The sequence below is a fragment of the Enterococcus sp. AZ095a genome, from assembly GCF_050546735.1.
Classification (GTDB): Bacteria; Bacillota; Bacilli; order Lactobacillales; family Enterococcaceae; genus Enterococcus_D; species Enterococcus_D entomosocium.
This window is the reverse complement of the sequence record NZ_CP172953.1, coordinates 2781173-2795549: the sequence shown is the minus strand read 5'-3', so window position 1 is coordinate 2795549 and position 14377 is coordinate 2781173. Positions and strand designations below refer to the sequence as shown.

10 protein-coding genes are annotated in these 14377 nt (G+C 37.4%); 8 read left to right on the top strand and 2 right to left on the bottom strand.

The window, feature by feature from the left end; all coding sequences use genetic code 11:
* From IGJ26_RS12815 to IGJ26_RS12805, 3 genes are all read left to right on the top strand, one after another.
* A complete protein-coding gene (locus tag IGJ26_RS12815) occupies positions 1-834 on the top strand; it encodes a carbohydrate ABC transporter permease (protein WP_005234188.1) in 834 nt (277 codons plus the stop codon).
* 75 nt (positions 835-909) lie between these two features.
* A complete protein-coding gene (locus IGJ26_RS12810) occupies positions 910-2523 on the top strand; it encodes a glycosyl hydrolase family 28 protein (RefSeq protein ID WP_086316501.1) in 1614 nt (537 codons plus the stop codon).
* Between the two features lie 424 nt (positions 2524-2947).
* Positions 2948-4201 carry a glycoside hydrolase family 28 protein gene (locus IGJ26_RS12805; RefSeq protein ID WP_086316500.1) on the top strand — a complete coding sequence of 418 codons (1254 nt, stop codon included), beginning with the start codon at positions 2948-2950 and terminating at the stop codon, positions 4199-4201.
* Between the two features lie 247 nt (positions 4202-4448).
* Here the strand turns inward: IGJ26_RS12805 and IGJ26_RS12800 are convergent, their stop codons facing one another.
* Together IGJ26_RS12800 and IGJ26_RS12795 are read right to left on the bottom strand one after the other, a co-directional pair.
* Entirely contained in the window at positions 4449-6065 is a 1617-nt protein-coding gene (locus IGJ26_RS12800) for a sensor histidine kinase (protein WP_430599685.1), read from the bottom strand.
* Positions 6058-7434 (bottom strand): response regulator transcription factor, encoded by a 1377-nt coding sequence (locus tag IGJ26_RS12795; RefSeq protein WP_430599684.1) that lies wholly within the window; start codon positions 7432-7434, stop codon positions 6058-6060. The genes IGJ26_RS12800 and IGJ26_RS12795 overlap by 8 nt, the downstream gene beginning before the upstream one ends.
* 166 nt (positions 7435-7600) lie before the next feature.
* Between IGJ26_RS12795 and IGJ26_RS12790 the strand changes: the two genes are divergently transcribed.
* The 5 genes from IGJ26_RS12790 (at position 7601) to IGJ26_RS12770 (ending at position 14213) form a co-directional block, all read left to right on the top strand.
* Positions 7601-8872, top strand: coding sequence for an ABC transporter substrate-binding protein (locus IGJ26_RS12790; RefSeq protein ID WP_430599683.1), 1272 nt, complete (start codon positions 7601-7603; stop codon positions 8870-8872).
* An 84-nt stretch (positions 8873-8956) separates the two neighbouring features.
* Positions 8957-9832, top strand: coding sequence for a carbohydrate ABC transporter permease (locus IGJ26_RS12785; protein WP_373192551.1), 876 nt, complete (start codon positions 8957-8959; stop codon positions 9830-9832).
* Entirely contained in the window at positions 9829-10659 is an 831-nt protein-coding gene (locus tag IGJ26_RS12780; RefSeq protein ID WP_430599682.1) for a carbohydrate ABC transporter permease, read from the top strand. The genes IGJ26_RS12785 and IGJ26_RS12780 overlap by 4 nt, the downstream gene beginning before the upstream one ends.
* A 51-nt stretch (positions 10660-10710) precedes the next feature.
* Complete coding sequence (locus IGJ26_RS12775) at positions 10711-12219, top strand: MGH1-like glycoside hydrolase domain-containing protein (protein ID WP_430599681.1); 1509 nt, start codon at positions 10711-10713, stop codon at positions 12217-12219.
* Between the two features lie 479 nt (positions 12220-12698).
* On the top strand, positions 12699-14213 hold the full coding sequence (locus tag IGJ26_RS12770) for an extracellular solute-binding protein (protein WP_429961487.1): 1515 nt from the start codon (positions 12699-12701) through the stop codon (positions 14211-14213).
* The last annotated feature ends 164 nt before the right edge of the window (positions 14214-14377 follow it).

Here is a 14377-nt window from a genome sequence, read left to right as displayed (position 1 = left end):
ATGCGTGAACAAAAACAAAATTATTTCTTTGATGCCGTGATCTTAGTTGCTGCATTACTGATGCTTTATCCGATTTTCTGGCTGCTGTTTAGTGCCTTTAAACCTAGTAGTGACATTTTTCGAACGGCAACGGAGTTGATCCCCCGCAGCTGGACGTTAGAAAACTTTACCAAGGGGTTTGAAGGGATCGCAGGGATTCCCTTCATTCGCTATATTTTCAACTCATTGCAAATCGCGTTGATTTCAATGGTAGGGGCGGTCTGTTCTTCGGCTGTCATTTCTTATGGATTTGGTCGGATTCCTTTCAAAGGAAAAGGCTTTTGGTTTGCTTGTATCTTGGTCACGATGATGCTACCGCAAGAGATCATCATGGTGCCTCAGTATCTTTGGTTTAATCAATTAGGCTGGCTTAACTCGATTCGTCCAGTGACCGTTCCTTCATACTTCGGACAAGCCTTCTTTATTTTCATGATGGTCCAATTCGTCTCTGCGATCCCGACAGATTTAGATGAAGCAGCAAAAATGGACGGCTGTGGACGGGTCGGTATTTTCTTCCGCGTGATTCTACCGTTGATGAAGCCTTCCTTGGCAAACGCTGCGATCTTCTCTTTCTATTGGAAATGGGAAGAACTGATCGGACCGATGCTGTACCTCACACGTCCGCAAAACTACACGGTATCGATTGCCTTGAAGCAGTTCCTGGATGCTAGCAGCACCTCCAATTGGGGAGCCATGTTCGCGATGTCTGTGGTCTCCTTGCTGCCTGTGTTGATCATCTTCTTTATTTTCCAAAAATACATTGTTGAAGGCATCAGCACGACTGGTCTTAAATAAGTATGGAAAAAGATATTCGCTGTTTTGGAATATCTTTTTTCTATTGAATGAATTCGTTGAAGAAAGGACAAACCGATGGAACCATTTCAAGTAATTGATTTTCATGTCGTACCAAGCACGATCGGCGCTCATCAAGCGACCCTTATTTGGGAGAAGCCGCTGCACGCTCAAGCTATTTTTGGTTATCAATTGTTTTTAGACAACGATTTGATCCAAACCAGACCAACAAACAAGACGCATTGGACGTTGACAAACTTATCTGCCGATCAAACGTATCAAGTAACGATCATCTGCCTCGATCTTCAGGGATGTCTGCTTACAAATACCGCAGTCACGACGACCTTTCGTACAAAGAAAAAAAGTGTTGTGTTAGATGTTACGCAAGCACCATACCATGCTGATAGCGAAGGCAAAGAAGATAGTACCGCCATTCTCCAGCAAGCGATCAACGATTGTCCTAGCAACGGCACAGTCTGGATCCCAACAGGGGCGGTGATCCTTTCCGGTGCGTTGGAGCTAAAAAGCAATATGATTTTTCAGGTAGATGGCACATTGCAAGCAAGCCTCGACATAGAAACGTATCGGGTTGCCCCTCACGATTATTTAGGAAGCGTGAATCAAGAGGGGTTGCCATTAAGCCGTTATGAAGGCTGGGAATTGTTTTGTTTTCGTTCATTGATCAACATTGGGTATATCGATCGGGGCGATCGAGGGCGTATCGTTTGTGAAAATGTCCGTCTTTGTGGCAAAGGAACGATCATTGGTGGCGGGAATCCATTAGGACTAGCGATGCGAAACCCTTATGCAGACCGTGAACAGTATCCAGAATATGTTTCTGATGGAAAACCTGGAAGACGAGTAAGGGGACGTTTGATCTGTATGATGCAGGCCAAAAACATCCATTTGACAGAGCTGACGTTGATTGATCCACCATGCTGGACTGTTCATATGATTTACTGTGACACCGTTGTGACCCATGGGGTGACTATTCAGTCCAAAGGCATCGACAATGGCGATGGTTGGGACCCAGATTCTTCGCAAAATTTGCTGATTTTTGACACCGTTTTTGATACGGGCGATGATTGTATCGCAATCAAATCTGGCAAAAATCCAGAAGGAAATCAGATCAATAGACCAGCGAAAAATATTCGGCTGTTTGATTTGACTATTCGAGGGGGACATGGCATCGCGATTGGTAGTGAGCAATCTGGTGGTGTTGAAAATATCGCTTTTCGAGATTGTCAACTGACCAATACGCTTTATGGACTAGAATTGAAAGCGCAGAATGATCGTGGTGGCTATATTCGTCAAGTGACGATCACCGATTGCCTGTTGGATCGTTTCATGGCTCATCCTGTTGCTTACAATGCCGATGGTCAGGCAGCACAACAGTTACCGATCATTTCGGATATTTTGGTCAAGAATACCCGTATCGTAGGGCAGAACCCTTTGGTCGAGCTAAAAGGGTTTGTCGATGAACAAACACAGCAGGTTTCACCGATCCAACGCGTTACTTTTGAGTCAGTTGCCTTTGAATCAGCTAAAGGGCAAAAGAAAATGATTTTTGAACAGTGTCAGGAGGTCAGCTTTAAAGAGGCAGCGATCATTGATCGAGCGGCCATAAGTGACGCAATAAGTTGCCAAGAAACAGTCGAACTATCCATGGTGGGGCAAAAGAAACGCACGTAGAACAAGCTTTTGGAAATGATCTGCGTTGGTTTTCCCAATGAGAAACAGTTAGTTAAGCACCTTATTTCCTTCCTTGACAGGTTGCGCCTTTTTGCTTTTGTAGACAAAAAGGCGCATTTTTCTAACAAGAAAGGACGTTACAAAAAAAGACGATCCTCAGAAATCAAAAAGGACTTTCTTTTGCCGCTAAGGGGACTATAGTAAAGAATGTAGGAAAAAAGGACGCCAGAAAGCACATGGGAAAAGACAACGAGATGTGCCAAGAGGAACGCTTTACTTGATGGACAGCGCCAGTAAGAAGCACTTAGTTCTATCCAAATAAATGATAGATGAAAAAAGGTTGGCGATGCGCAAATTTTTAAAAGTCATGGATATCGATAAACCTATTTGTAGCGTAAAACAAAAGCGTAGGAGGTAAGCAAGAATGGAAGACATCACGCAATTATTGCAACGAGAAATTGACCAAGCATCAACTGTGCAGGGAACAGTGATTACACCACCCGGCGCCTATCAAATCGGCGCGTTGTTTTTAAAAAGCAATGTGCACTTGATTGTCTCAGAGGATACGATTCTGTATGGTAGTCAAGAACTGGCCGATTATCCCGAAGTAGATAATCGGGTCGCAGGGATCAATATGAAGTGGCCTGCAGCGATGATCAATGTTTTTCACGCAGAAAATGTCATGATCTCGGGAAAAGGGAAACTTGATGGTCGTGGAGAAACATGGTGGCAAACGTTTTGGGGAACAGATGAAGCCAGCGGGATGATGGCGGATTATGCAAAGAAAGGCTTACGCTGGGCAGCAGATTATGATTGCAAGCGTCCACGAAATATCCTTGTTTATGAAAGTCAGCAAGTAACCATCAAAGATATTTCGTCGGTACAGTCGGGTTTTTGGAATACACAAATCACGTATTCTCACCACATATTGATCGACGGCATCACGATAGACAATGGAAAAGGGCCTAGTACTGATGGCATCGATATTGATTCCTGTGAAGAAGTCACCATTCAAAATGCCTACATTTCCTGCAACGATGACAATATCTCGATCAAGGCGGGACGTGGGGCAGAAGCCTTAGCCCAGCAAAGAAGCTGTCGGAAAATCACGATCAAAGACTGTCAGTTAGGGTACGGTTCAGGAATTGCCATTGGCAGTGAAACTTCAGGTGGGATCGAAGAGATCAAAATCCAAAAAGTCGTCTTTGAGCAAACTGGTGCAGGGTTTCGGATCAAATCCGCCAACAATCGAGGTGGATTTATACGCAAGGTCACTGCTTCGGATTTAACGATGAAGGATGTTGGCTTTCCTTTTCTCTTACAAACAAATTGGTACCCAGATTATAGTTATCCAGAACTGCCAGCTGATTATGCGGAAGAGATTCCCGACTATTGGCACAAATTGATGGCACAACCTGCTATTCCAGTAGGTCCAGCAAAGGTCTGCGACATTACTATTGAAAACGTGCAAGCTACCAAAATAGGACAACAAAGCGTGCGTGCTTTCTTCATCGAGGCCAGCCAAGCAGAACCGATCCGCAATCTAACAATGAAAAATCTTTCCATCCATGCCGACGAGTTCGGCAAGATTGCAGGGGTCGAAAACTTAAAGATGGTGGAAACGATCGTCACTGCGTTAGCGCCAACCTTGGATCAAAATGATGTGTATGAGCGGTAGTAGAGAAACTCAAATATTTTTGAACGTAGAATATCTTTATTCTGTGTACTAGTAGAGGAACTTATAGAGGGTCGCATTCGGATAGTAAGAAATATAAAGCAGATTTTTGTTTATATAGCGTTGGATTTTAGATAGAAAACTGTGTATTTGAGTAAAAAAACAAACTTTATCCAAAGTTTTCTGGATAAAAACCTGGTAAAGTTTGTTCACTAAATGAATGGTTTGCTTGATCAAATTAGGATAGAGTTTATGTGTGATTTGTTTTACGGAAATAAAGACAGGTCTTTGTATGTTGTTCGGAAAATCTAACTTCCACATACGAACCTTCATGAAATAGATGCTTCATCCTTTGTTGAATTGAGTGTAATGCAAACCCAAAGTTAGATGGGTCAAGAATGTCAGTATGAGGATGGAACGAAGATTGATTAACAACTTCGATAACTAAAGGAAAGTCATCTTCACTCCAAATATTGATAGAAATTGTTGCAAAATCAACTTCAAGCTCATCAATTCCATATTTAATACTATTTTCTAAAATTGGCTGCAAAATAAAAGTGGGAACAGTTTCATCTAGCAATGGTTCTGAAAGGGAGACGTCAAGATCAATTTGTCGATCAGATAATATCTCAATAAGATGAATATAAGCTGAGGCATTTTTTAACTCATTTTCTAAGCTAGTCAATTGTTCTCCATTATTCAGAGCAGTTCGGTAAAATAGAGTCAAATCAGAAATAATTTTGACGATTTTTTCTTGTTTTGCCTCAATAGCAATCCAATTTATAGTAGAGAGAATGTTGTAAAGAAAGTGAGGATCCATTTTTTCCTGTAAAAGTCTAATTTTCAGGTAACTTTTTTCCTTTTCTTTCTTTTTTATATCAGATAATAATTGACTGATTTCATCTTGCATATCCACGAAACGATGACTTAACTTGGACAGTTCATCATCACCATCTAACGCAGGTGGGATCAGTTTACTTTCGGATGATAAATAACTTGTTTGTTCGTAAAGATAATCAAATCTATCAGTATAATGCTTGGAAAATTTAACTATCATTAATCTTATAATTATAAATAATAGTAGAAAAAAAAGAGCAGATATCAAAACTATCGCAATAATAATTGTCTGTAAGCTTGTAAGACCATTTGCTTCAAATATTGCTAAGGACCAATTATTCTCAAGCTTAACTTGAGATACAGGGCTTTTTTTTGCATTTGCAATGTTTTGAAAAGTTACTATTTGGTTATTATCGTCAAATAAGTAGTAAGCAAATTGATCATTGAAAACACCAGAATCATTGAAAAGAACGTCACTTTTAATCTCCATTTGCAACTCCCCTAAAACGTCGTAAAGATTGGGACTTACTATGGCTTTTACTAAAATGATTTTATCCTCCGTAAAAATCCACTGGGGGGTACTTTTATTTTCAATAGTTGTGTAGTATCCAAGGAGAGTGGAGCGTTCTTTTAAGTAGGAGGTATAGTAGTCGTCAATGGGCTGTAAAATATTAATATCTATCTTACTAATGATGTTATTTGATAAAAGAGAGTTGTAGACATAAAAGCCAACATTTTGTGTATCAATAATTACTTCCGACGGATCTTCCTGTGCGTTTGAAAGCTCAGTCAGTAACGAAATTACGTCTGGATTAGTGGCTAGAAAGTTAATAGCATTTTCGGCATCTTTGATATGAGCATTAATACTTGATGCAGTCTGTTGAGTAGAGCGTTCAAAGCTACTTTTAAGCTCTCGTTGTGATATGAAAAAAATAGTGAAGATCATGATCAAATAGAAAAGTAATGTAGGAATCAAAATAGCTAAAGTAACGATTTGTTTTAACTTCTGTGAGTAACTTTGGTTATTCATTGTTTACACCGTTCTTCCTATATTGAAGTGGAGTAACCCCATTCTTTTTTTTGAAAAACTGTATGAAATACGAAGAATCTTCGAAACCACAGCGTTTAGATGTTTCACTAATTTTAATGCTTGAATTTTTTAGCAAGGACTGAGCTAATGAATTTCGTATGTCACCAATGACATTATTAATATTTCCTCCAGTTTCCTTTTTAAACACTGCACTTAAATAATTGGGAGTTTTTTCAAGGATGAGTGCTAGCCATCCGACGGATAAGTCACTATTTGAGATATTTGACTGGATAAGCTCATAGATTCGATTTACCAAGAAATTATTTGAAGTGTTGTTTTTTTTTGTTTCATTCGCTGTATAGACTAAAACTTCAAAGTCTTCAAATGTTGATAAGGTGTCTTCTCCATTTAAAAATGGTTGAGCCAGGGTATTAATCGTATATTCAAAGTGCTTCTTTAAATAGTCAGTTAATATTTGTTTTAGATCTTTCACAGTTACTTGTCGCTGAGAAAGTGCTGATTTCTTGAGTTGTTTCAGGTAATAGGTAATTTTGTCTTCATCATAATCTAATACAGCAAGGTAGAGTAAATTTAAAATCTCAATGATTGGAAATTCTTCGTGTTCAGAGCGATTTGATAGATTACGAGATTTTATATTAAAAAAGAGGTTTTTTTCTAATTCAATCTTTAATGATAAATAGTTTTCCATAAAGGAATGAGAGATTAATTGACCGTAAACTTCACAGTAGGTATCGGTAATAGGTGATTGAATGCTAGTTGGTTTTGAAAAAAGGAGCTCTAAATAATTTTCTAAGTAAATCGTAGTGGCCTCTCTGTCTATAATGATTGAGTCTTTTACTAGATTCACTTCGTCAGGGTTATGGGTAAGTTTCATTTGTTTAAAGCCAGAAAGATTTAATAGGCTACTTACATTGTGATCTTCCTCAGTATTCACTTGTTTTTTTTCAATAGTAAGTAACAGTCGATTTATTTCACGAGATAAACCAATTTTAAGTACTTCATCAAATACAGTTTTAAATTGTTCTAAGCTCATAGGTTTTAAAAGGTACTGTACGACCCCTAAACGCAAAGCATTTTGAGCATAAGAAAAATCACTATGTGCACTGTAAATTATTGAAAGTAGTTGTGGTTGAATTTGCAGAGCTCGTGTAATTAACTCTATACCATCCATTTTAGGCATTTTTAGGTCAGTAAACAAAATATCAATTTTTTCTTTCTTAAATAGATCGAGAGCTACTTGGCCATTTTTCGCTTCGAAAATTTGGAACGGATACTTTTCTTTTCTGAGAATTTGAATGATACCCGTTCGTTCTATTTTGTTATCATCAACGACTAAGATGGTAAACATATTACTTCCTCCTCACTACGTCTAATTTGATATATAGCGTTTTCATTTATTATACTTGATGAAAAGCTTCAATCGTAGATTTTTCATGTTTTTCGCTTCTTTTTAATGTTGTTACCGTTTTCAAAGTTCGTTATTCTGGTAATACAAATAGCAAGGAGGGAATCATATGAGTAAAAAGAAAGTATTTCTAAGCATTTTTGCATTACTTGTTGGCATTATATTGGCAGCTTGCGGAGCTAGTAATGGGAATCAAACGAATGATAGTGATTCAAAGACTATTTCCATGATGGGATGGTATAGCGAGAATGAAATGGAACCGGTAATTGAAGCTGTGAATAAAGAGTTAGGAGATGAATTGACTGTTGAATACTCTTTTGTTCCGTTGCAACAGTACAATAACGTGTTGAGTACACAGTTATCTTCTGGAGAAGGACCAGATATTATTACAGATGGTGCATCTTTTCCATCACGAATCAAATCAGAAAATTTACTAGATATTTCCAATGAAGCATTTATTCAAGACTTCAATGAGAATGGTTTTGCACTAGCAACATCTGAAGATGGGAAAATTTATGGGATTCCTTCTTATGGTTGGTTTTCTGGAATTTGGTACAATAAGGAAATTTTTGAGACGAATGGCATTGAGGTACCAAAAACATATGATGAATTTTTACAAGTATGCGAGAAATTATCTACTCTTGGAATAGCGCCTATCGGATTTGGATTATCTGATTCAGATTCTGGGAATCATTCGCTTATTGGTTACTTAGAAAATTCGTTTTATCGAGATGAAGCAAATAAAGACTTCGATGAACAATTTGCTTACGGTAAAACTAAGATGGCAGGAGTTATGAATGATGCAGTTGATAAGTGGAGGCGAATTATAGACGACGGGTATATGAATGAAAAAATGCTTGGTATATCTGGTGATCAAAATATGAATATGTTTATCAATGGTGAAATTGCAATGATGAACGGTGGACCATGGAATTATGCAAATTTGGAAGAAGCGGGAATGGATGTAGGAATGTTTTCTCATTTAGGTGATACAGAGGGCGATAATTATTTGATTGGGGGGCCAGCAGTTTCATTGGGAGTGAATAAAAACACGAAAAATGAGACTGAGGCTAAAAAAGTGCTTGCCGCATTTGCAAGCTTAGAGGTTCAACAAACATGGGTTGATGCAAATCCAGGAGGTTTTAGTTATAGAAAAGAAGTAAATGTTGATACTCCCGAGGCATATGCTTTAGTACAAAATGAGTTAGATAACGGTCGTGTTGCTTGTGCTTGGGATCGCTGGGGCGTGAATATGCCGGCTGAGACATTTTTGACAGAGTGGAAAAAACAGATTCAAAATCTAGTATCTAATCAAGTGACAACTGAGGAATTTCTTGAAAATTTGGATAAAAAAGCAGATGAAATTCGTTATAAGGAATGATTTGACTGATACGTACGTTTCTTTTACTGGTGTCTATCCTTCATTGGATGATACCAGTAATTATTTTAGAAAGGGAGAACATTTATGACTAGAAAAGATCAAATTGCTAGCACATTTATGCTATTGCCGGTGATAATCATTTTTACAACCTTCTTTATCGCCCCTTTATTATATACGGCTTACTTTTCTTTTTCAGATTGGAATAACTATTCGCCAAGTGTGAACTTAGTAGGATTGAAAAATTATTTAGCTGTTTTTTCAGATAAACAAATATTAATTGGTATTCAGAATTCACTTGTTTACGCAATTTGTACCGTAATCTTACAGAACGTTATTTCCTTGCCGATAGCCGTATTACTATGTTCAAAAATTCCAGGAAGGAATATTTTTCGAACGATTTTTTTTACGCCAGCTGTATTGAGTACTTTAGTTGTAGGGTATCTTTTTAGTTTTATTTTGTCTAGCCAAGATTTTGGATTATTGAATGAGTTTCTCAATTTGCTCGGTCTTAATTCAGTGAACTTTTTAGGGGATCCAAGATTTGCATTGGCGTCAATCATAGGTACACAAGTATGGCAATGGTTTGGATGGTCGATGGTCATTTATATTGCTAACATCCAAAATATTCCAACTGAATTGTATGAGGCTGCAGATCTTGATGGAGCAAATTCAATGCAAAAGTTCTTCAAAATCACGCTACCCAATTTAGCACCTAGTCTTAAAATTAATTTGATCACTGGGATGATTTCAGGATTGAAGGTTTTTGATATTGTTTTCTCTTTAACAAAGGGCGGACCTGGCTATTCTACTGAAACGATTTTATCTCTGATGTTCTCAAAATTCTCGGAAGGAAACTATGCTTATGCTGCAGCTTTTGGGATGGTCTTTTTGGTAGTAACGATGATTTTGACTTCAATTGTGATGACAATATTTAGAAGATGGGAGAGAACGTTAGCATGAAACAAAATGATTGGATCGTTTGTATCAAGTTTTTAGTATTGAGTTTAGTTTCATTTATTGTTTTAGTACCAATTTATTACTTAATCGTAACAACATTTAAATCAGCTCCTGAAGCAGCGGCAAATCCCATGTCTTTACCTCAAAGCTGGTCATTGTCGCCTTATATAGAGGCTTTCCAAAAAATGAACTACTTAAATGCTTTTAAAAATACATTGATTATTACTTCGTTATCAGTAATAGGATTAGTTGTAGTATCATCAATGGCCGGATACGTTCTAAATCGAATGTCTCAAAAAAAAATTTATAGCCGAATTTTTTTGATTATTTTAGCTGGAATGATGTTTCCTTATCAAATGTCTATAATGGGACTATACAAAATAGTACAAAACTTGAATTTAATGAACACATTATTAGCGGTCATTTTAATCAATATCGCTGTGAATATTCCTTTTGCTACTTTGATGTTTCATAGTTTTGCTGATACGATTCCAACCGAATTGGAGGAATCTGCAAGGATGGATGGCGCCACATTTTTCCAGATTTTTCGTAAGGTCATTTTTCCTTTACTAAAACCAACGACAATGACTATTGCCATCCTAAATACATTAACTATTTGGAATGATTTTATGGGGCCTCTTTATTTCTTACAATCTAGAGAACAAAACGTTATTTTACAAGAAGTGAATCGGAATATTGGACAGTTCTCTACCGATTGGTCAAGTATGTTCCCTATGATGGTACTTGGTATATTACCATTGCTAATTTTTTACTTGATAATGCAAAGGTATATTATAGGCGGTGTAATGAGCGGAGCCGTCAAGGGCTAAAGATATAACTGAAAGAAAGATTTAGAAGAGAAAAAATAAAGGTGGTTCTATATGAGGGATATAGTTGAAATGTATGTAGAAAAATTTAATAAAAACGACGAGGAGTTATTTGTACAAGACATTCCCAACAATGAGGTCTTATTATGGATGAAAGACAATGTCCCTGAATTTCATTGTAGTGATAAACTAATTGAAGAAGCTTATTATTTTAGATGGTGGGTCTTTAGAAAACACATCAAAACTACGCAAGAAGGGCGTATTATTACTGAATTCCTGCCAGAAGTTTCATGGTCTGGTCCGTTTAATTCCATCAACTGTGCTGCGGGGCATCATATTGCTGAAGCACGATGGCTAAAACAGGGAAGGGGTTTAATTCGTGAGTATATAAATTTTTGGTTTAGAGGAAGTGGAGATATCTACTCATACTCGACCTGGATTTTAGATAGTATCAATGATTATGCGATTCAATGGCAGGATCACGACTTTATCCAATCCTTACTGAAAGAATTTGTGAAGTTTTATGAGCACATAGAATCAACGAATATGACAAAGTATGGATTATTCTGGTCAGATGATGATCGAGATGCTATGGAAATGTCGATAAGTGGTAAAGGACTCCGTCCAACTTTGAATAGTTATATGTATGGAAATTGTTTAGTCATTGGCTCACTTGCAAAAAAGGCAGGAGAATATCTTCTTGCAGAAAAATATTTTAGGAAAGCTGAGGCGTTGAAAGAAAAAATAGTAAGTTTATTATGGGATGAAGATGCTCACTTCTTTAAAGTCATTCCACAAAGTCATAAAGATGAGGAAATACATTCTTTTGACTTTAAAGATATTAATAAAGACAGAAATGTAAGAGAACAAATTGGCTATATCCCTTGGCATTTTGGATTAACAGATGAGAGACATCAAAAAGCATGGCAATTCCTAAATGATCCAAATGGTTTCAAAGGTGATTATGGTCCAACAACTGCTGAACGCTCTCATCATTTGTTTAATAAAAAATCTACTCATCATGAATGCTTATGGAATGGTCCATCATGGCCTTTTGCAACAACTCAAACATTAAATTCGATGATTTATGAGATGGAGAATAATAGTGTAAGCATTCAACCAAAAGATTTTTTGAGAGAACTTAGGAATTATGCCAATAGCTTTTATCGTGTAACAGGTGAAGGTGAAAAGATTAATTGGTTAGATGAAAATATAGAACCCAATACTGGTGAGTGGCTATCAAGGAGTATTTTAGAAGCATGGGGATGGCCTAAAAACAAAGGAGGAAGAGAACGAGGAAAAGATTACAACCATTCCGCCTTTAACGATTTGGTGGTACGTGGAATTTGTGGAATTAAAATCGCAGAAGAAAATACCATTCATATTTGTCCGCATGTGGATAATACTGTGGAGTCGTTTACGATTAAAGACTTAATTATATTCAATAAAAAGCTAACAATAGAATATAAAAAGTGCAATGAAAAAAATCAGAAAAACAATATGTTTGTCATTTACGATGGAGAGAATTACGAAGGTTACAAAAGCTTAATACTTAAGAAGTAAAAAAAGATAAGCTTGCCATCTAATATTCTATAAAAGACTGTTTTAGATTGATGATTTGAATAAATAGCTGTTGAAGGATTTGAAAATTGTTACTGTACGAAGCTATAAAGAAGAAAATTAAAATGAATCCGGAGCAGGATGAAACATTTTTGTTCCGGATTTCTTTCGTCTTCTTGATAGATGCTTTAGGTTATGGTTTTTTGATAAAAAGATTCACTTATAGAGAACTATCAGAGTTACATAATATAAAAGTACCATAGATGCCCATAACTATAAGTGATTTACTTTTAATAAAATGATTAAAGGTATTTTATGAAAGAGAATAGAAGTTGATTGAAGACGAACAATTCTCACCCAGCCATATATCAACGATTAACAAAAAATGTCAATTGCTGGAAATCCTGCTTTTCGTTATGCTTTTGGTATTGAAAGCGGTTTATTTAATCGAGCTCAACAACAAAATCTAAGGAGGAAAAGTAGTGAAAAAATTAAGTACGATTCTTGGTTTGGGGTTACTATCGGTCGCCTTTTTGTCGGCATGTGGGAAGGAGGAAGCAGGTTCCACAACAGATTATGATACGATTTCGATGTTATCGCCGTACATTGAAACTGAACCACCTGCAAGTGACAATGAGATTTTGAAGCAATTAGAAGCTTACACTGGCAAAAACATTGATATTACCTGGGCACCCAATACATCCTACGAGGATAAAATGAATATTACGTTAGCTTCAGATGATATTCCAGAAGTGATGGTCATTCAAGGAAAATCAGGAGGATTTATCAAGTCAGCAGAAAATGGGGCTTTTTGGGATTTGACCGACTATTTAGCTGATTATCCTAATCTCTCTCAGTCTAACGAGGATGTTTTGCGTAATTCTTCTGTGAATGGCAAAGTGTACGGAATTTATCGGAAACGTGATGCGATGCGGACGGCGGTGATCATCCGAAAAGATTGGTTAGAAAACTTAAACTTAGAGGTACCAGAAACGATCGATGATCTCTATGAGGTTGCCAAAGCATTTACTGAGAACGATCCCGATGGGAATGGTGAAAATGATACGTTTGGTTTGATTATTCCCCAATGGCCTGGCTCGATCAATTCAAATAGTCCTTACGATGTGTTAGCTACTTGGTTTGGGGCAGGAAATGCTTGGAAAGAAATAGACGGCACTTTAGAGCCATCCTTTATGCAACCAGAATACCTAGAATCAATGCAATTTGTTAAAGATATGGTGGAACAAGGCTATGTCAATCGTGATTTTGCAACTATGGCAGCAGATAAATGGGATGAGCCGTTTATCAATGGACGTGGTGGGATCATTATTGATACGTATTCACGAGCAGCACAAATCAGTAATAAATTATTGCAAGCTGGAGAAGAAGACCTCGTCGTCTTTACAGGGAATTTAAAAGATAATAACGGTACGATGAATGCGTTACCGACAGATGGCTATTCTGGTTTCTTGGCGATTCCTAAGTCGAGTGTCCAGACAGAGGAACATCTAAAAGAGGTGTTGACGTTCCTTGATAAATTAAATGATAAAGAAGCACAGGTATTGCTGAACAACGGAATTGAAGGAATCAATTTCGAAGTAGTGGATGGAATGTCCGTCGCACTAGAAGGATCAGAAGCTGAAGCGCTAGCCAATGCGGTCAAAGGGTACTCACAAATTGGGATGAATGTAACGGAAGATACCCTGTACTATATTGCTAAACCTGATACAGAAGCGGCTACTGAAAGCTATGAAAAACGATTGTCACTGATGGAAGCTGATTTAGAGCACGCTGTCTTTAACCCAGCAGCCTCCTATAATACAGATACGTATGTAACAAAAGGGGCACAGCTTGATCAGATCATTAGTGATGCACGGGTTCAATTTATTGCAGGACAAATCGATGAAGCGGGATGGGAAGCTGCGATCGAACTTTGGAAGAATCAAGGAGGCACGCAGCTGATGGAAGAAACGAATGCCCTTCATCAAGCACAATAACGACAGTCGAAGAAGGTTGAGTGGATCTTGCTCTCAACCTTTTTCTTTTTCAATGATTTTTTTCAGCTAATAAAATGGAGTAATAGTCAAGTGAGACGAGACAGGTAGTAAGAAATCAGAAAAGAAAAAATGGAAACAAGCAAATGAAAACCCTAATCTAACGC

Coding starts and splice junctions, on each gene's coding strand:
- IGJ26_RS12815 (WP_005234188.1), top strand. CDS start 1: ATGCGTGAACAAAAACAAAATTATTTCTTTGATGCCGTGATCTTAGTT.
- IGJ26_RS12810 (WP_086316501.1), top strand. CDS start 910: ATGGAACCATTTCAAGTAATTGATTTTCATGTCGTACCAAGCACGATC.
- IGJ26_RS12805 (WP_086316500.1), top strand. CDS start 2,948: ATGGAAGACATCACGCAATTATTGCAACGAGAAATTGACCAAGCATCA.
- IGJ26_RS12800 (WP_430599685.1), bottom strand. CDS start 6,065: ATGAATAACCAAAGTTACTCACAGAAGTTAAAACAAATCGTTACTTTA.
- IGJ26_RS12795 (WP_430599684.1), bottom strand. CDS start 7,434: ATGTTTACCATCTTAGTCGTTGATGATAACAAAATAGAACGAACGGGT.
- IGJ26_RS12790 (WP_430599683.1), top strand. CDS start 7,601: ATGAGTAAAAAGAAAGTATTTCTAAGCATTTTTGCATTACTTGTTGGC.
- IGJ26_RS12785 (WP_373192551.1), top strand. CDS start 8,957: ATGACTAGAAAAGATCAAATTGCTAGCACATTTATGCTATTGCCGGTG.
- IGJ26_RS12780 (WP_430599682.1), top strand. CDS start 9,829: ATGAAACAAAATGATTGGATCGTTTGTATCAAGTTTTTAGTATTGAGT.
- IGJ26_RS12775 (WP_430599681.1), top strand. CDS start 10,711: ATGAGGGATATAGTTGAAATGTATGTAGAAAAATTTAATAAAAACGAC.